General features: G+C 34.3%; 12 protein-coding genes. 7 read left to right on the top strand and 5 right to left on the bottom strand.

The annotated features are described in order from the left end of the window. Positions 1-317: 317 nt before the first annotated feature. The 5 genes from topA to K0R77_RS15140 form a co-directional block, all read right to left on the bottom strand. A complete protein-coding gene (gene topA, locus K0R77_RS15160) occupies positions 318-2,888 on the bottom strand; it encodes a type I DNA topoisomerase (protein ID WP_300354159.1) in 2,571 nt (856 codons plus the stop codon). 49 nt (positions 2,889-2,937) lie between these two features. Continuing rightward, the gene (locus K0R77_RS15155; RefSeq protein ID WP_300354156.1) at positions 2,938-4,092 is read right to left on the bottom strand and encodes a hypothetical protein; all 1,155 of its coding nucleotides are present in this window, start codon (positions 4,090-4,092) and stop codon (positions 2,938-2,940) included. Positions 4,093-4,253: 161 nt separating this feature from the next. Beyond that, positions 4,254-7,703, bottom strand: a complete 3,450-nt coding sequence (locus K0R77_RS15150; protein ID WP_300354153.1) for a T9SS type A sorting domain-containing protein — start codon at positions 7,701-7,703, stop codon at positions 4,254-4,256. Between the two features lie 298 nt (positions 7,704-8,001). Next, the gene (locus K0R77_RS15145) at positions 8,002-9,141 is read right to left on the bottom strand and encodes an EpsG family protein (RefSeq protein WP_300354150.1); all 1,140 of its coding nucleotides are present in this window, start codon (positions 9,139-9,141) and stop codon (positions 8,002-8,004) included. Continuing rightward, positions 9,142-10,143 carry a hypothetical protein gene (locus tag K0R77_RS15140; RefSeq protein WP_300354148.1) on the bottom strand — a complete coding sequence of 334 codons (1,002 nt, stop codon included), beginning with the start codon at positions 10,141-10,143 and terminating at the stop codon, positions 9,142-9,144. A gap of 193 nt (positions 10,144-10,336) precedes the next feature. Between K0R77_RS15140 and K0R77_RS15135 the strand changes: the two genes are divergently transcribed. The 7 genes from K0R77_RS15135 to K0R77_RS15105 all read left to right on the top strand — a co-directional run bounded on the left by K0R77_RS15135 (position 10,337) and on the right by K0R77_RS15105 (position 18,182). Then, positions 10,337-13,990 (top strand): MMPL family transporter, encoded by a 3,654-nt coding sequence (locus K0R77_RS15135; protein WP_300354145.1) that lies wholly within the window; start codon positions 10,337-10,339, stop codon positions 13,988-13,990. A 42-nt stretch (positions 13,991-14,032) separates the two neighbouring features. Continuing rightward, positions 14,033-14,947: a dialkylrecorsinol condensing enzyme DarA gene (locus K0R77_RS15130; RefSeq protein ID WP_300354142.1), complete on the top strand. Its 915-nt coding sequence runs from the start codon at positions 14,033-14,035 to the stop codon at positions 14,945-14,947. A 2-nt stretch (positions 14,948-14,949) separates the two neighbouring features. After that, positions 14,950-16,089 (top strand): beta-ketoacyl-ACP synthase III, encoded by a 1,140-nt coding sequence (locus tag K0R77_RS15125; RefSeq protein WP_300354139.1) that lies wholly within the window; start codon positions 14,950-14,952, stop codon positions 16,087-16,089. Further along, positions 16,089-16,520 carry a hypothetical protein gene (locus K0R77_RS15120; protein ID WP_300354136.1) on the top strand — a complete coding sequence of 144 codons (432 nt, stop codon included), beginning with the start codon at positions 16,089-16,091 and terminating at the stop codon, positions 16,518-16,520. Before K0R77_RS15125 ends, K0R77_RS15120 begins: the two co-directional genes overlap by 1 nt. A 146-nt stretch (positions 16,521-16,666) precedes the next feature. Then, positions 16,667-17,110, top strand: coding sequence for an ABC transporter permease (locus tag K0R77_RS15115; protein ID WP_300354132.1), 444 nt, complete (start codon positions 16,667-16,669; stop codon positions 17,108-17,110). 238 nt (positions 17,111-17,348) lie between these two features. Next, entirely contained in the window at positions 17,349-17,618 is a 270-nt protein-coding gene (locus K0R77_RS15110) for a hypothetical protein (RefSeq protein WP_300354129.1), read from the top strand. A 42-nt stretch (positions 17,619-17,660) separates the two neighbouring features. Next, positions 17,661-18,182, top strand: coding sequence for a GNAT family N-acetyltransferase (locus K0R77_RS15105; RefSeq protein ID WP_300354126.1), 522 nt, complete (start codon positions 17,661-17,663; stop codon positions 18,180-18,182). Positions 18,183-18,275 lie beyond the last annotated feature (93 nt).

Here is an 18,275-nt window from a genome sequence, read left to right as displayed (position 1 = left end):
TGTTAATGTTGAGCATCCTGCGCTTTCGGGTGAGATTTTAAAGAATTTGAGACAAATATTTAATCTCAGAATTTTCTTGGGATATTTTATAGTTTTTTTAATCTCGCAAATTTGGAAGATTATGCAGATTTTATAAAAAACAAACCTGCATAATCCACAAGAAAAATGATTTTAATTTTTTTAATAAAAAAAGTGATTTCATAATGGATCGGGTAAAAGAATTAATAGCCCGATTTAGTTACCGGTGATTAAAATCATAGACGTAACAAACCCCTTTTGAAATCATCAAAAGGGGTTTATATTTAAGCTTAAAACTATTATTTCTTAGCAGCTGGCTTCTTAGCCGGAGCTTTCTTAGATGTTGTCGTTTTCTTTGCGGCCGGCTTTTTTGCTGCAGGTTTTTTCTTCTCAGCGAAAGCCTTAGGATCCTGCGCGGTAATCCATTTTTTAACCTCATCAAGAGAAACTTCTTTCAAGTCGTCGGCTTCATACTTGGTGTCATCTTTTTTCTTTGGAATTTTGAACATTGCTTTTCCAAATTTGATGAATGGTCCCCATCTTCCGTTTTCAAGGGAGATTTTCTCTTTCTCCCATTGTTGGATGTATCGGTTGGCTTCTTTTTCTAATTTAGCTTCAACCAATTCATTAATGTCGCTTTGAGAAAGATTATCAAAATCATATCTCTTAGGAACATTGATAAAGATGCTCTGATATTTGATGAAAGGTCCGAATCTACCGGTTCCTTTGGTAATAGGTTCGCCTTTAAAAGTTGCGATGGGTGCATCTGCCAACTTCTTTTCAGCAATGATTTCCTCTGCACGTTTTTGATCTACAGAAAGTGGATCTTCACCTTTCGGAATGCTGATATATGTTTCACCCCATTTCACATAAGGTCCGAATCTTCCGACTCCGATAGTCACACTTTGACCTTCAAAATCATTTAATTCAAATGGTAGTTTAAACAATTCTAAAGCATCATCTAAACCTATTGTTGCAATGTTCTGCCCCGCCATTAACGATGCAAAAATTGGCTTTTCTTCGTCGTCCTGTTCACCAATCTGAATCATTGCGCCAAATCTTCCGATTCTTGCGTAAACATTTTTTCCGGTTTTCGGATCTACGCCTAAAAGACGTTCTCCGTTGGCACGGTCTGCATTTTCTTCTACATCTTCAATTCTTGGATGAAATTTTGAGTAGAAATCGGTCATCATTTCTTTCCACTTTTGATCTCCATTGGCAATTTCGTCAAAACTTTCTTCGACTCTTGCCGTAAAACCGTAATCCAGAATTTCCGAGAAATTATTGGTTAAGAAATCATTCACCACTTCACCAATATCGGTAGGAACAAATTTATTTTTGTCACCCCCAAATTTATCTTCAAGAACTTCTTTTTTGATTTTATCTTTTGCTAAAGAGATTTTCACCACTTCACGAATCTGCGGTTCGAGCTCTCTTTTGTCTACATATTCACGATTCTGAATGGTCTGAATAGTCGGAGCATACGTTGACGGACGACCAATACCCAATTCTTCCAGCTTTCTTACCAAACCTGCTTCTGTATATCTTGCGCTTGGTCTTGTGAATTTTTCTGTAGCAGTGATTTTTTTATAGTCTAAAACTTCACCTACTGTAACTTTCGGCAATAATTTTTCGTTGCTTTCTTCGTCTTCATCCTCGGTTTTTACAATTCCGTATGCTTTTAGGAAACCATCAAAGATGATGACCTCACCCTGCGCTTCAAAATGCTGCGGAAGTGTTGCATTCCCAATTTCAATAACCGTTTTCTCAATTTTAGCATTTGCCATCTGAGAAGCCAGCGTTCTTCTGTAAATCAACTGATATAATTTACTTAGCTGAACATCACCAATTGATTTTACGGAAAAATCTGTCGGACGTATCGCCTCGTGAGCTTCCTGTGCAGAAGATGATTTGGTAGTATATTTTCTTGGTGCAGAATATTCCGCTCCATATTCTGATATAATTTGATTTTTAGCCCCGTCAATGGCTTCCTGGGATAGATTTACGGAGTCAGTTCTCATATAAGTAATAAAACCTTCTTCGTATAATCTCTGAGCCAGACGCATCGTATTAGTTACGTTGTAGCCCAATCTTGATGAAGCTTCCTGTTGAAGTGTAGAGGTGGTAAAAGGTGCAGAAGCAGAACGTGTTCCCGGTTTGGTCTCAACATTCAGAACTTTAAATTCTGTCGTTCTTGCTAATTCCAAGAATTTTTCTGCGTCTTCTTCCTTTTCGAAATCTTTTTTAAGTTTTGCAGCAATTTCCTGCTCAGATTTATTTAAGAAAATTCCGTCAAGCTTAAAACTTGCTTTTGGGGTAAACTGTCGTATTTCTTTTTCTCTTTCAACAACCAATCGTACTGCAACCGACTGCACTCTTCCTGCAGACAATCCTGGCTTTACTTTCTTCCATAGTACAGGAGACATTTCAAAACCTACGATTCTGTCTAAAACTCTTCTCGCCTGTTGAGCGTTGACTAAGTTCTGATCAATATCTCGTGGATTTTCAATTGCCTTTAAAATAGCATTTTTGGTAATCTCGTGGAAAACAATTCTTTTTCTGTTTTCGGGTTTCAGCTTTAATTCATCTGCCAAATGCCAAGCGATAGCTTCACCTTCGCGGTCTTCATCGGAAGCCAACCAAACCATTTCGGCTTTTTTTACTGCAGATTTTAATTCTGTTACCAGTTTCTTCTTGTCGGCAGAAACTTCGTAATCCGGACTGAAGGTGGCAAGGTCAATTCCCATTCCTTTTTTCGGAAGATCACGGATGTGTCCGAAGCTTGATTTGACTTCGAAATCCTTCCCTAAATATTTCTGAATAGTTTTTGCTTTTGCCGGAGACTCGACGATTACTAAATTTTTCGACATTCTCTAAATTTTTGCAAAAGTAAAGCTTTTTTATTATATAGATTTTTCATCAGATCATTTTATGCAATAATTCGAGGGGTGCAATGAAGATTCTGTAGAAAAAACCTTCAAAAGTAAAGCCTCTTCCTGACATTTCAACGCGATATATCAAGGACAAAATAATGATAAATAATGTAATGTAGAATTTTCGATTTATTTTTAATATTTCTGATTTGGTTGAATTAACGCTATCCTTCAGATGCATTGCGAAAAGCACTATAATGAATATCATGTGAATATACATCCATCTTCCCCAATCAATTGCCAGATAAAACAATGGCAAAGAGAAGATAAAAGCACTTATTAATAAAATAGATATCATCTTTCGGTCAGTTTGATATTTTAAATAAAACCTTAGATGAATGACTGATAGTGTAAAACTTATGAAATACAATCTGTATTCTTTAAAATGTTCTATCATGTATTGCCTTTCATTGATATCCCAAAAGAAAATACCTTTAGTCAAAACCACTCCCCTGTTCTGAAGAATTTGTAAAGATTGCCCTTCATTGATATTATTACCTAAAAGTGTAATGAAAGCAGCAGGGACAAAAACAGCTATGAGGTATTTTAAATACGTTTTTAATTCAAATTTTCCGGCTTTTAAATATAATGCAATCAGAAAATAAGGAATGAAAAACAAAGTAATCTCATGAAAGAACATGGCAATAAAAAGCCCTGTACAAACAAGATATTCTTTCGATTTTGAAAGGGAATTTTTATTTAAATGATATGCAAAATAAGCGAACAGAAAAAAAACTATAAACTCTTTCTTACCTACATAATCTACACAATTGAAAATCCCTACAAAACCTATGGAAGATAATAAAAGTGAGAGATAAAGAAAAGTTGCCTCTTTATACTGTATCAATTTGAAATAGAAATAAAAAAAACCTGAAATAATAATGACCTGAAAAAAATAGACTAATAAATTCAGTCTGATACCTGAAACATCCTGTAAAAAGAAGAAAAAACTTCCGGAAAGCCCTCTTCTTTTGAAACCTCCGTCCTGATAATTGATGAGCCAGTCACCCAAGATATATCCGTCTGATTTTGCATTATGCAGATAAGTAAAAACCAGCGCAAACAGGGCTGTTGCGACAATTATGACATAAATAAAAATTTTAATATTAAAAAAGGATAAAATTTTCTCTCGTTTCATCATATGTTTTCGGATTTACTTTCCATAAAAAAAGAAGCAAAACAGCTCTTAAAATACTTTGCAAATCTATTGTTTTTAAGGAATCAAAAATATGAATTTACAAAGAGCTAAGCACTATTTTGTTTCTTTTTAATGTAAGAATTCGAGAAAATTCTTTTGTAGTTTTATTTTTTCAAAATCTTTACCACCGTATTAGAATTATTGATTCTTACCAAATAAATTCCCTGAGCAAGTGAAGAAACATCTGTCTGGGTGTTTTCAAACTTCCCTGATTTCACAAGCTGACCGGAAGCATTATAGATTTGATAGTAATAATCTTTCACATCTGTTGCTTTAATATACAATACATCTTTCACCGGATTTGGGAAAAGTGTGATTTTGTTTTCTTTTGCAATCTGCGAAATCTCTTTTTCTGTGAAAATATTTGAGGCTTTTACAGATGCGCCCGCCGTTACCGAAATTGCAGGAATAGGACCGACTTCGTTTCCGTTTTGGTCATATTTAACTTTCACACAACGGCAATTCATTCCAAAATACGGGTCATTGTTATCATGGAAGGCAATCATACCGTTTGAAGACGCATTGAAAAGTAGATTGATCGGTCTGCCTATATAGTTTGAATTTAAAGCAGCCGTCCAAATACCCGGATATTGAAAATTATTTACATCAAAAGTTCCCTGTGCAGTTTGATTGCCCATCACACTTCTAAAGCCACGCGAACCGGAATTAGGATAATTACCTACCAAATAGCCTGCATCATTAAAAGTATAACCTATTGTAGAAGCTGTGGTATTTTGAACCCTTACTCCCAAATAATCATTAATAACGTTATAACTTGTTGCTGCTTTTTTATCTTTTTTATACCAAGGTGAAATTCCGTAATCAAGATTGGCAATAATAGCCACTCCCGTAAGATCCGGAATCCTCCAACCTTCCGGACAAGGGTCAAACGGAGATTTTTCTCCACCTCTTCCCCACCTGTCTGCGGCAACGTTCGGTTCATTCAATAACCAGTCTGTACCGTTCGTATAATTAGGAACCACACTGTTGAAAGGAGCAAGTGTACTCGGAATCATATAAACTAAAGGATTTTTAACTGAATAAGACAATACTTTAGCTACTTTATCCGAAGTTTTATCTGTTGGTAATATATTCGCATTAGAACTATTCGTATAGGTATCATAAGGAACAATGTAAGATCCTGATAAATTATTATACACTGCAGGAGTAAGTGTTGTGTATGCGACCGCTCCATTTGCATTTGCATTTCCTAAAAATACATTGTACGGCGAACGATTATCAGCAAACTGAAATGATGGTATAGGATCTTTTCTTCCCCACTGATATTGCAAACCTGTAGAAGCTCTGATTTTCTCGTACTCAGCAACAGTTGGCGTAAGAGGATTTGTAATCACAGGAAACGCATCGGTAGCACCTAGATTTCTGTCCATAAACTCTGTTTTTAAAACATCTCCCCGTGGTACGTAATTGACATAATTTGCAGCAGTTGCATTTGGTGTTTCTGTTGTATAATTATAAGAGCCAACTGCTGTATCCGTAACCCAGATATGCCATGACCAATATACAGGATTTGAAATACTCCCATTATGTAAAGTCACAACTGCATTTCCGCTTTGATTTGGATTTAATGAAATTACAATTTTAGAATTAATAAGACCTGAAACCGATCCCGGAGAAGGGTTTGTAACTGTAACTGTATTAATTAAGCCCGTATTTGTCGTCCATAGAACATTTGCTTTAAGATTACTGAAATTTGCAGGGTTTAGAATTTCCGGATTATTTAAAAGCTGACTTTGAACAGAGAAAGCTTTCGCCACAGGAATCTCTAAAGTAGATGCTGATGCAGCTTTTACAACTTGATAGGTATTAGGATTATTTAAACCTTCAACATATTCTTTATTTGCATTTAAATATTGTGTCGGAAAATCATATCCGTTAACAAGATACAAAGGATCTTTAATGCATCTGCATCCGTTTGCATCCGACGTTTTAGCACCTGATGTAGGCATATACCAATATCTCCCTTTTACAGCAGGGTTTGCAGCATCCGGAGTGTCGTTTTGGTATTTATCCGGTACCATAAACAATGCTCTCGCGCTAACTGCAGGAGTTGTATCAAAAAAACGGGTTAATGTTGCCGTCCATAAGCCTACGTGATGCTGATCAGTATATTGTCCTCCCTGAGCATTTATCGCTAATTGTCCTGTACCCGGAAAAACTCCCATATTATTTCCACCAACATTTGACATATCAAAGCCAACATTTGGATACAGTTTAAAACCAGCCATAAAAGCAGGAACATTAGTATCATTAGGCTTTATAATGTGATAGCCATTTGATTCAAAAGCACTTTTACCCAAATTAGTTCTCACACCAAATGGCGAATAATCAATTCTTATATCATCTACATAAGCACCCGATGCCAGATTTGCAACAAGCATTGATGGAACTCTCCATCCGTTCGGGCATGGATCAAAAGGAGATTTATCACGATACGGTGCAGCATTTACATCATTATTATATCCATTGATAACCTTTCCTCTGGAATTATCTGACCATAAATTCAGCTCTGGTAACTTACTGTCAACTAAGCTTGCAGATCTTCCAAACCAGTTGACCATAAGATTTGTGTTATTATTATAATAAGCCGGACCTGAATTATCATCCTTATTCACATAAATTAAACTCAGAGGATTTTTTACAGAAAGCTGAAGATTATTATCTAAAGTCGCATTAGAAAGCAATACAAATTTTCTGAGTACATCAAAATTGATTGCATTGGTGAAATTTTTTGCACCTCGGTGTCTCACTCTTCCGATCGAGCCGGAAACCTCATAAAAATCATTACCCTTCAAAACCAATGGCGGAATAGGATCTTTTCTTCCCCATTGATAAAGCAATCCGCCGCTTCTGTTCCATTCTCCGCTTGTATTGGTATTGGTAATGGCGCCTAAATTTCTATCCATCCATTTCCAATCTGCATCGGGAATATTTTCTATTATTCCGTTTTTTCTTTCTCTTTTAACACCGGTAAAACTTTTATACGTCGATCCGTTGGTAGGATCATCTGTCACCCAAATATGCCATGACCAGAAAATCTCACCATTTAGCCTGAAAGCCACAACAGCATTGCCTTTTTTGGCTTTGTTGATCATGACTTTTATTTTTCCGTTTTCGCCGGAATCAATAACTTCCAGGCTGTAATTGGTGCCGGATTTGATAAGACCGGGAACATCTTCCCAAAGAACATCTGCGGTTACTTTACCTTTAATTGCTCCTGCACTTGCCAAATATTTATAGCTTCGCCACATTTCATATGCCTTCTTCACAGGAATATATAATCCTTCAACATTTTGCGTAGGATCAAAAATATAACTATTGGGTGCTTTTGTCCAGTCGGGAGCAAGCGCAACTCGTGATTGGTCGAGTTTGGAATCATTTGCATCTCCGGAGATCCTGACTAAAGTATCCTTTTTTATGAAGTCTCGTACTACATTTTCAGCAGTAATAAAATCTCTCTCTCTTTCTAACTTACTGTTAGAATACACATTTAAAGAAACTAAGCAAAACATTGCTATTAGATTCTTAATCATTTTACTTTTCATACTTAAAATTGTACTTAATCAAACATTGTCCCAATTTTGAACCAAAACAAACAATAATCAATTTGTTTTAAATATTATCAAAATATAAAATAATTATATTATCAAATAATTAAATGTATTAACATATTGATAATAAATTCATTTTATCAATCCTCGATAAAAGTACAATAATATTAATGAATTTAACATAATATTAAGTGAATTTTTCTTAATATCAAGAAAATTTAGCGCAAAACAAATCACCACAATGTGGTATGTAAAAATAAGTTAGAAAATGATGGAAATATTAAGGTAAAATATGATTTTTATATAGATCAATTGTAAATCTACCACCAATAATGTTTTTAAAACTCGCAAAAACTATAAAGTTAAAAAGTACAAGCGAAATGATAATTGTATAGATCAATTTCTTTGTATTGTCCGAAACAACATACATAGTATTTGGAATGATAATATAAGAAAAACCAATAAATGCGCCCGCCAATCTTGAAGAAAAGATAGGATTGTTTCTGAATATGAAATAGAAACAAATTCCAATCACAGCAAAATTCCGATGATACTCATAATAAGGAAACTTTTTTTTCATCTGGGTGTCAAAAGTGAAAAGAAAGAACGTAAGAACAGCCATCATCCCTTCAGGTATCCCAATACCGCCGTTCAGACGCTGTGTAGTTTCATCAATATAACCGTTAAAACCCTCAACCAGAACATTATCTCCGGCAATATTATCTAAGAAACCACCAAAAAACCTGTACACCTCAAACGGTGAGGCAAATATAGATGCAATAATCAAGATAAGCATCCATACTTTATTTAACGGAACACGCGCTACCCAGTACATGGGTAAGAAAATATAACAAACGTTATGAATACCGGCACCTAAATAAACACATAGTAAATATAAAATCAATTTCTCTTGTTTGATGAATCTGATGCCATAGTAAACAATAAAAGAACCTAAACATTGCCGAATCTGCCCGCTTTCACCAATAAAAAACCCCGGAATAAACATAAAAAGAATAAAAGTGAAAGGGTAAAATGTATTATCATCAACATACTCTATTTTAAGGAAAATCGTAATAATAGCAATCACCAATGTCAAAACATAGAACGGCGCCTCAAATACATTAATCAAAATTTTGTTAATCAAAACAAAAAGCCACTCCAGCTCTACGGGTCGGGGTCCTTCCAAAAAAAATGCTTTGAGAATTATACTTACATAATCTTTGGTATCAGAGTAAATATAAATCCCTACATAACTGCCGTAATCTGGCCCTACATGATCTCTCAACCCTGCTAATACAACAAGATAACCACCCAAGAACCAAAGCCATTTTTTATCAACTTTTCTGCCAAATACTTCTTGGAAGCTAAAGAGCAGCATGAAAATAATTGCAATTATATAATATGGATGTAATAAACTCATTTAAGCAGTATGAATATTTTTAAACCGATGAAAAGCCACAATCAATCCCGAAAGAAGCAGTGGTAAAAAAAGTCTGGTCTCCCAAAAAAGACCAACTAAAGTAATCATTCCAAGATAAGGTATGGAGAAGAAAAGATATTTTTTAAGAATTAATTTTCCTGCATCACCACAAAGACCAAAAATAAAATAAAAACCAACGACACCAAAAAGCAATCCCGCAAGATTAAATGGACTGGTGAAATTTTTGGCAAGATAAATACCCTCAAAAAACGAAGCATCTTGCGGAATAATCATCTTTAGACCAATATATGGCAAAATAAAAGACAAAACCAGCAAAATAATTTCTTTTGCTGATTTAAAAACTCCCGCTTTGAATCTTTCAAAATCTATGAAAATCGCTGCAAAAAAAGCAATATTGAGACATGCTGTTTCTCTAACAAATGTAGACACAAAAACCGTGAGACACAAAAAAACAAAATCAGAAATTTTGCTTTGATGATAATATCGTAACGAAAACCAAATCCCCAACAAATAAAAGAAAACTGCGATCAAATCACAATTGGTCGGTACATACTGAACAATTACAATAAAAAATATCGCTAAAAGATGCACAATCTTTTTGACATTTGAATTTAGAAGTATTTTAATCGGATTCATTTTTAAAATTGCATTTAAAACTACCGATGAAAGAACAAAAAAGAAACTGTTGATAAGAAAAATACTGTGATAAAAAGAGGTTCCGTTTTTTAGAAGGATTTTCCTGAGCGATGAAAAATTATGATTAATAAAGTAATCGAGAGCTTCAGTAGTATGAATCATCAGAAAATTAGGAATTACCCGATAGGCATAAACCGAAGAAAACATAAAATCCGGAGCCTTCTCCATCGATTTCAATTCTACATACGAAGATTCGAAGCCATAATAAGACATGAAGAAAAGCAGAAATGGAAATATTACTACAAACAGGAATCCGTTTAATTTTTCATCAAATGTTCTCAACATACCAAGCTATTTCCCGATTAAGAATAATTTTGTGTTTAAAAATATATTGGTCAGCTAAGGGAAACTTTTGCAAAAGTAAAAGAATTTTTCATTTTAAATGGAATATTTTATTGATTTTCAGCGAAAACTTATCAGAAATGTTTTAAAACTAATGCTTAAAAATTTAAATTTGCAAACCTGATTTGAGAAACTCATGCATCGTCTTTTCATCTTTTTATATTATCTGATCACCAAAAACAAAATCATTTCTATTGCAACTGCTTTGGGAGTTGCCCTGCTGTGCCTATTCTTCGCTTCTAAAATTAATTTTGAAGAAGATATCAATCAGATCATTCCAAAAAACGAAAAATCCGATCTTACAGCGAAAGTTCTGAAACAACTTAACTTTTCAGATAAAATTATTATCATTATCGAAAAGAAATCAAAAGATGACAATTTTCAGTTATCAGAAACCGCTGACCAATTTTTAGAGAAAACAAAACCTTTACAAAAATACATCGGTTCAATTCAGGGGAAAGTGAATGATAATGAAATTTCCGAAACGTTTGATTTCGTCAATCAGAATTTACCTTTGTTTTTAGATGAAAACGATTATAAGGAAATTGAAAGAAAACTCGCCAAAGACAGCATTGCAAAACAGGTTGAGAATAATTATGTTTCTTTGGTTTCGCCAACGAGTTTGGTAACGAAAGAATTCATTAAAAAAGATCCTCTTGGAATCACTTTTTTAGGCATCAAAAAACTGAACGCTTTAAACATCAGCAAAGATTTTAAACTCGAAGACAATTACATCGTTACCAAAGACGGGAAAAACCTTCTGCTTTTCATTGAACCAAAAAATAAAAGCAACGACACTAAAAACAATGAGGTTTTTGTCAATCAATTGAACGAAATCAAAGACAACCTCAACAAAGAATTTAAAGGAAAAACGGAACTCAGCTATTTTGGCTCGCCTGTAATTGCCGTTGCCAACGCACAACAAATCAAGAAAGATATTCAGAATACGGTTATTATTTCAATGACAGTTCTTTTGATCTTGTTGATGTATTATTTTAAAAACTTTTTCACGCCAATCATTGTTTTTCTTCCGACTGTGTTTTCAGTTTTGTTAGCGTTGCTGGTTTTGTATTTTATTAAAGATAAAATTTCAGCCATTTCACTAAGCGTTGGTGCCATTTTGATCGGAATCACGATTGATTATGCGCTCCACATTCTCACGCATTACAAGCATAACAACAACATTGAAGAGCTTTACAAGGAAATTACCCAACCAATTATTTTGAGCAGTGCGACAACAGCTGTTTCATTTTTATGTTTGGTTTTTGTACGTTCTGAAGCTTTGAAAGATCTGGGACTTTTTGCTTCTATTACAGTTCTTTTTTCCTCAGTTTTAGCATTGATTATTGTTCCGCAATTGTATCATCCGAAAGAAAAATCGGGTAAAGTAAACACCAATTTCATTGATAAAATCGGCCATTATCCTTATGAGAAAAATAAACCTTTGATTATCGGTTGTTCAATTGTGATTATTGCGTGCTTATTTGGTTTCAGGCACGTTGGCTTCAATGAAGATATCGGCGATTTGAATTATATTCCGAAAGATTTAAAAATAAGCGAGGCTAAGCTGGAAAAGCTGTCAGACATTACTTCAAAATCAATTTATACTATTTCTTATGGGAATTCTGAGGAAGAAGCTTTGGCGAGAAATTCAAATCTGAGCCGATTTTTGGAGAAAGAAAAAAAAGAAGGTAAAATTTTAAGTTATAATTCACTTGGAAATGTAGTTTTATCTAAAAACGATCAGCAGAAAAAAGTAGAAATCTGGAAAAATTTCTGGAATCAAAATAAAAAGAATCAAGCGATATCTGAACTGGTCAGTAATGGAAATAAATTTGGCTTTAATTCTTCAGCTTTTGATCAGTTCAGTGAAAATTTAAATAAAAATTACTCTACTTTAAGTTTAAAAGATTACGAAAAAATAAAAGCTCTTCAGATCTCGGAATTTCTCAGTCAGGAAAATGGTTTTTATACCGTTTCGAATGTTGTGAAAGTAGACGAAAAGAAAAGAGATGTCTTCATAAAAGATGTAGAAAAGAAGCACGATGCGATTGCTATCGACCGTCAGCAGCTGAACGAGAACTTTTTAGGTTTGCTGAAAAGAGATTTTAATACGTTGATCAATTATTCGTTATTGGCAATTCTTCTCACGATCATTATTTTCTTCAGAAATTTTGAGCTCACCCTTCTCACAATGTTTCCGATTGTATTAACGGGAGTTGTAACAGCAGGAATTCTTTACTTTTTAGGTTTAGAATTAAATATTTTCAGCACCGTTGTCTGCACTTTGGTTTTCGGGGTTGGAGATGATTTCAGTATTTTCCTGACGAAAGCGATGCAGAAAGAACACACAACAGGGAAAAATGAACTTCCAACGTATAGAATTTCAATAATTTTAGCAGTTTTCACCACGATTCTTTCCATCGGTTCTTTAATCTTTGCAAAACATCCGGCTTTACATTCATTAGCTTTGGTTGCTTTGATCGGAATGCTTTCTGTTATCATTATCACTTCGACTTTGTACCCGTTCTGGTTTAGGTTTTTAATCATCAATAGAACAAAAAAAGGACTTTCACCAATAACTTTGAGATTGTTTGCGCGTTCCGTTCTGTCATTTATTTATTATGGTCTGGGTGGAATTTTCTTCTCCTTTTTCGGACATTTCTTTATAAGAAAAGCCAAAGGAAAAACCTTAAATACTATTAAAAAAGCAATTGCTTTATTCTTAAAATCTGTTTTACATCTTACGCCTTTTGTGAAGAAAAAAGTCATCACAAACCCGAATGAAGATTTCAGCAACCCAGCGATCATCATTGCCAATCACACTTCGTTTTTAGACACTTTGGCGATTGCAATGGCAACTCATAAAATCGTTTATCTTGTCAATGACTGGGTTTATGATTCTCCTGTATTTGGAAAACTGGTGAAAGCTTTAGGATTTTATCCTGTTTCTCAAGGCATCGAAAACGGGAAGGAAAAATTGAAGGAAAAAATCAATGAGGGTTATTCTTTGGTTGTTTTCCCCGAAGCGGAAAGATCTTATACGAATGATGTGAAACGTTTTCACAAAGGTGCTTTTTATCTTGCTGAAGAATTTGGCTTGGATATTTTACCGCTCTACATTCACGGAAATTCTGAAGTTTTACCAAAAGGTGATTTCATCATCTACGACGGTGATATTATCGTAAAAGTAGGAGAAAGAATCAAAAAAGATGATCTCTCATTCGGAATGGTTTACAAAGAAAGAGCCAAGAACATCAATGCTTATTTCAGAAATGAATTTGCCAAACTGAGAAATGAAATTGAGGACGAAAATTATTTTAAAAAGAAATTATTCTTAACCTATCTCTACAAAGAAACCGAAGTCGTAAAAGAAGTCAAACAGGATTTTGAGAAAAATAAATCCGTTTATTTTGAACTGAACAAACACATCCCAAAAGATGCAAACATTTTGCATATCGCCGATGATTTTGGTCAAAAAGATATTTTGCTAACGCTTCAGCAAGCCGGAAGAAGAGTTTTCAGTTTAATTAAAGATGAAGAAAAAAGACAGATTGCAGAAAACAATTATGTCGTTAAAACAAGAAAAATTAATTACATCAAAAATATTTCCGAAATCACCAAAGACATTGATGTTCTTTTGGTTTCGGATGCCAGATTTAATGTAAATGAAATCACTCAACTTCCAAAAACTATTATTTTTGTGAATGCAGAAAATATCGTTTTTGAAAATCCGGCATTTAACTTAGTGTTCACTTCTGAATCAATAAGAGTATTCGGACACGAATAATAAATTTTAAAAGCATATTTTTGTAATCCATAAAGAATATTAATGCAGAAAAACGTACTTGTTCTCTATTATACACAGACGGGTCAGCTGGAGGATATTATGAAAAATATTGCTCAGCCGTTTGAGGATAAAAAAGACGAATATATTGTAACTTATTACAACATTCAGCTAAAGGAAAATTTCCCTTTTCCATGGCAGAGTGATGTATTTTTCAATACTTTCCCGGAATCTTATTTACAGATTCCCAGCGAGATCGTTCCTCCGCCGGAAAACGTACTGAACAAAAAGTATGACCTCATCCTTTTCGGATATCAGGTTTGGTATCTTACCCCATCAATTCCTATCATTTCTTTTCTGAAAAGCGGTTATGCAGAAGGTTTATTAAAAAATACTCCTGTCGTTACCGTTTCCGGAACCCGAAATATGTGGATGCTTTCTCAGGAAAAACTGAAAGTTTATTTAAAAAATATGAACGCCAAATTAGTGGGAAACATTGCTTTGGTAGACAGACATGATAATTACACCAGTGTTTTGACGATTCTCCGTTGGCTGACAACCGGACAAAAAGAAAAGTCAGGAATGCTTCCAGCGGCGGGAGTTTCAGACGAAGAAATAAACGGTGCCGGAAAATATGGAAAAATCATCGAAAATCACTTTGAAAATAATGACTTTGCGAATCTTCAACCTGATTTGGTAAAAAACGGAGCGGTCGAGATCAGACCATTCTTAGTAAGAGTTGAGAAAGTAGGCAACAAAATCTTTACCATATGGAGTAATCTGATTATGAAGAAAAAAGAAAAACGCCCATTGCTGATAAAATTCTTTAAGGTATATTTGATGGCAGCAATTTGGATCATTTCACCCATTGTGTTGATTTTCCATATATTATTAGCACCCGTTTTGTGGTCTAAAAGACAAAAACAAAAAGAATATTTACAAGGAATTAATTTAAAATAGAAATGCACGACGTATTTATAACAAAAGCTTCAACATACTTGCCGAATGAGCCGGTTTCGAATGACGAAATGGAAAGCTATCTTGGCTTAGTAAATAATACACCTTCTAAAGCGAGAGCTTTAATTCTAAGGAACAACAAAATTAAGACGAGATATTACGCTTTAGATAAAAACGGAGAATCTACCCATTCTAATGCTCAGATTACTGCAAAGGCAGTTGAAGGACTTTTTGATGAGAATTTCAAAAAAGAAGACCTGAAACTATTATCTGTAGGAACTACTTCTCCTGATCAGATCCAGCCTTCACATGCATCTATGGTACACGGTGAGCTTAATATTGGTAAGTCTATCGAAATTAATACCGCAACAGGACTTTGTAACTCTGGGATGAATGCTTTAAACTACGGTTTTCTTTCCATAAAAGCAGGAGTACAGGAAGCTGCCGTATGTGCAGGTTCTGAAAAAATGTCTTCCTGGATGACTGCCGACAAATTTGATCATGAAGCAGAAAACCTGAAACTCTTGGAAGAAAGACCAATCATTGCTTTCAAAAGAGAATTCCTTAGGTGGATGCTTTCTGATGGCGCAGGTGCATTTTTATTAGAAAATAAGCCTAGAGAAAACCAAATTTCTTTAAAAATCGATTGGATTGATTTCTATTCTTACGCTCACGAAATTGAAGCTTGTATGTATTCAGGTTGTGAAAAGCAGGAAGACGGAAGCCTGAAATCCTGGGCAGATTACCCATCGGACGAATGGTTGAAACAATCTATTTTTGCTTTAAAACAAGACACTAAAATTTTAGATAAATATATTCTGGTAAAAGGTGCTGAAAGCTTAAGAGCATCTTTTGACAAACATCAGCTTGATCCAGAATCTGTTGACCACGTTTTGGCGCATATTTCTTCAGGTTATTTCAAAGAAGGTTTAAAAGAAGAATTTGCAAACGTAGGATTAGATTTCCCTTGGGAAAAATGGTTCTATAATCTTTCAGAAATTGGAAATATTGGCGCAGGATCTATTTTCGTTGCTGTTGAACAGCTGATGAATTCAGGGAGACTGAAAAAAGGAGAAAAAATTCTTTTATGTGTACCTGAAAGCGGAAGATTTGCCTATTCTTGTTCGTTACTAACTGTTGTATAATGGAAATTACTTTACCCAATTCTGACCAGAGTTTTGTCGAAAGCCTTATTCCGCAAAAGTTTCCTTTTGTAATGGTAGGCAAAGTTTCAGAATATTCTGAAAACCATGTGATCTCCGGCTTTACGATCAAAGAAGACAATATTTTTGTGCATGACGGGATTTTTCAGGCTTCAGGACTGATAGAACATCAGGCTCAAAGTGTGGCTCTGCACACAGGATATAAATATTTTCTTCTAGGAAAAGACGCTCCAACAGGTTATATTGGTGCGATAAAATCTTTTGAAACAGATACCTTGCCAAAAGTTGGAGATCAACTGATTACCGAAGCTACTATTCTGAATGAAATGCTGGGTGTAACTTTAGTAGAAATCATCACTAAAATAAATGAAACCGTAATTGCAAAATCGCAGATGAAAACGGTTGTAAAATAGATTTAAAACAATTCGTCAGTTCGACTAAAATTCTGCACGAATTTATATCGAAAACTTTAGTACATAAACCTCTCGATATGAGTTCTTCAAAATCTATTCGAAGTGGCGAAATGATATAATTTAAAAGTTTCAAAAAAACAATTTAAATGGAGTCAAAAGAAGATAACCTCATCAACATCCACCATTTCTTACCTCATCGCAAACCGATGCTGATGGCTGATTATATTCTTGAGCTAACTCCTGAAAAGGTGGTGACTTCTTTTAAAATTACTTCAGATAATATCTTCGTCCACAACAACGAATTTTTAGAAGCTGGTCTTATAGAACATTCGGCACAAACCTCATCCTCGATTCTCGGACAAAGTTTTTTTGCAAACCCTGAGTCAAATACAAAAGTGATTGGTTTCATTACCAATATTAAGAAGATTGAAATTTTTGCCTTACCGAAAGTTGGTGATAAAATCATTTCTAAAGCTTCATTGATTTCTCAATACGAAAACATCTGCAATATTTTCTGCGAAACCTTTTTGCATGAAGAATTGTTGATTCGTACAGAGATTAGTCTGTTTATTCAGGAACTGAAATCGTAAACAACTTTGTTTTAAATATAATATAAGCTGACTTTTTGAGTTGGCTTTTTTTGTTTTTCTAAATTTAATTACGTTTTTCACATCGTCACTTCAAATAAAATTCTAAAAGAATCTGTATCGAGAAGTTTTTCAATAGAATGGTTTACAATCTTGATTCTCGATACATTTTTCTTCGAAAAACACTCGAATTGACGCAGCGACTAGACAATTTAAGTTTATATTTGATGAAAATAAAAATATGAGCGTTAAAGTAAGGTTTTATTCCTACGATATAGAATTTGAGTTTGAAAACTCTGTAGAATTTCCCATGGCACCAGAAGTTGGTGATGAGGTGAATCTTATTTCATTTTTTAAATATAAAACTTCTGAAAGATTAGAATACGTCAACAATATGGAAGATCTTTATCTCTATGAAAATGCATTAGTGACTGAGCGTACCTGGTGCAATGATCTTGAAAAGAATGAAATATATCTTTTGATCCATCTGAAGTACAAGAAGAGAAAGTAAATTTCACGTTTAATTCTTGCAATATGTGTTAAAATCAACCCCATGAAAAGACCTCCCTATTCTATTTTTCCAACACTTACCAACGGAAATATTTCATTGAGAAACATTACCGCTGCAGATATGCCTGATCTGATGGAAATTTCTTTTTACGATACTGTACAGGCAACAACGGTAGAGATCGCCGCAGAAATGCAGAATAAAATCAACAAAGATTACTTTGAGGGAAATTCTGTTCATTGGGGAATTGCAGATAAAGCTACCAATAAGATCCTGGGAACTTGTGGTTATTATAGAGGATTTGAAAATGACGACGGAGAATTGGGTTGCGTTTTGCTGCCAGAATCGCAGGGGAAAGGGTATATGACACAGGCTTTATCATTGGCGAGTGATTTCGGATTAAAGGAAATGAAGCTCAAACGTATTTGGGCTGTAACCAATCGTGACAATCATCCGGCCATAAAACTTTTAGAAAGACTTAAATTTAAAAAAATTGATAGTCCTAAACTTGAATATCAAGAAGTTGAATTTGAATTAATAAACTCAACATCCATTAAACCTTTATGATTGCTATGTGGTAAATATCTCGTTTTGTGAAGAATAACTATCTGTCAAGCTCTTATATTCAAAAATAAACTTGATATTACCTTTCTTTTTGCA

It is taken from the genome of Chryseobacterium sp. (assembly GCF_029240215.1).
Classification (GTDB): Bacteria; Bacteroidota; Bacteroidia; order Flavobacteriales; family Weeksellaceae; genus Chryseobacterium.
Note: the sequence above shows the minus strand (reverse complement) of the source record. Positions and strands in the feature narration are given on the sequence as shown.

Bases quoted from the DNA above. Each gene is read 5' to 3' on its own strand.
- K0R77_RS15145 (WP_300354150.1), bottom strand. From the start codon at position 9,141: ATGAGTTTATTACATCCATATTATATAATTGCAATTATTTTCATGCTG.
- K0R77_RS15140 (WP_300354148.1), bottom strand. From the start codon at position 10,143: ATGTTGAGAACATTTGATGAAAAATTAAACGGATTCCTGTTTGTAGTA.
- K0R77_RS15120 (WP_300354136.1), top strand. From the start codon at position 16,089: ATGGAAATTACTTTACCCAATTCTGACCAGAGTTTTGTCGAAAGCCTT.
- K0R77_RS15130 (WP_300354142.1), top strand. From the start codon at position 14,033: ATGCAGAAAAACGTACTTGTTCTCTATTATACACAGACGGGTCAGCTG.
- K0R77_RS15150 (WP_300354153.1), bottom strand. From the start codon at position 7,703: ATGATTAAGAATCTAATAGCAATGTTTTGCTTAGTTTCTTTAAATGTG.
- K0R77_RS15115 (WP_300354132.1), top strand. From the start codon at position 16,667: ATGGAGTCAAAAGAAGATAACCTCATCAACATCCACCATTTCTTACCT.
- K0R77_RS15105 (WP_300354126.1), top strand. From the start codon at position 17,661: ATGAAAAGACCTCCCTATTCTATTTTTCCAACACTTACCAACGGAAAT.
- topA (WP_300354159.1), bottom strand. From the start codon at position 2,888: ATGTCGAAAAATTTAGTAATCGTCGAGTCTCCGGCAAAAGCAAAAACT.
- K0R77_RS15155 (WP_300354156.1), bottom strand. From the start codon at position 4,092: ATGATGAAACGAGAGAAAATTTTATCCTTTTTTAATATTAAAATTTTT.
- K0R77_RS15125 (WP_300354139.1), top strand. From the start codon at position 14,950: ATGCACGACGTATTTATAACAAAAGCTTCAACATACTTGCCGAATGAG.
- K0R77_RS15110 (WP_300354129.1), top strand. From the start codon at position 17,349: ATGAGCGTTAAAGTAAGGTTTTATTCCTACGATATAGAATTTGAGTTT.
- K0R77_RS15135 (WP_300354145.1), top strand. From the start codon at position 10,337: ATGCATCGTCTTTTCATCTTTTTATATTATCTGATCACCAAAAACAAA.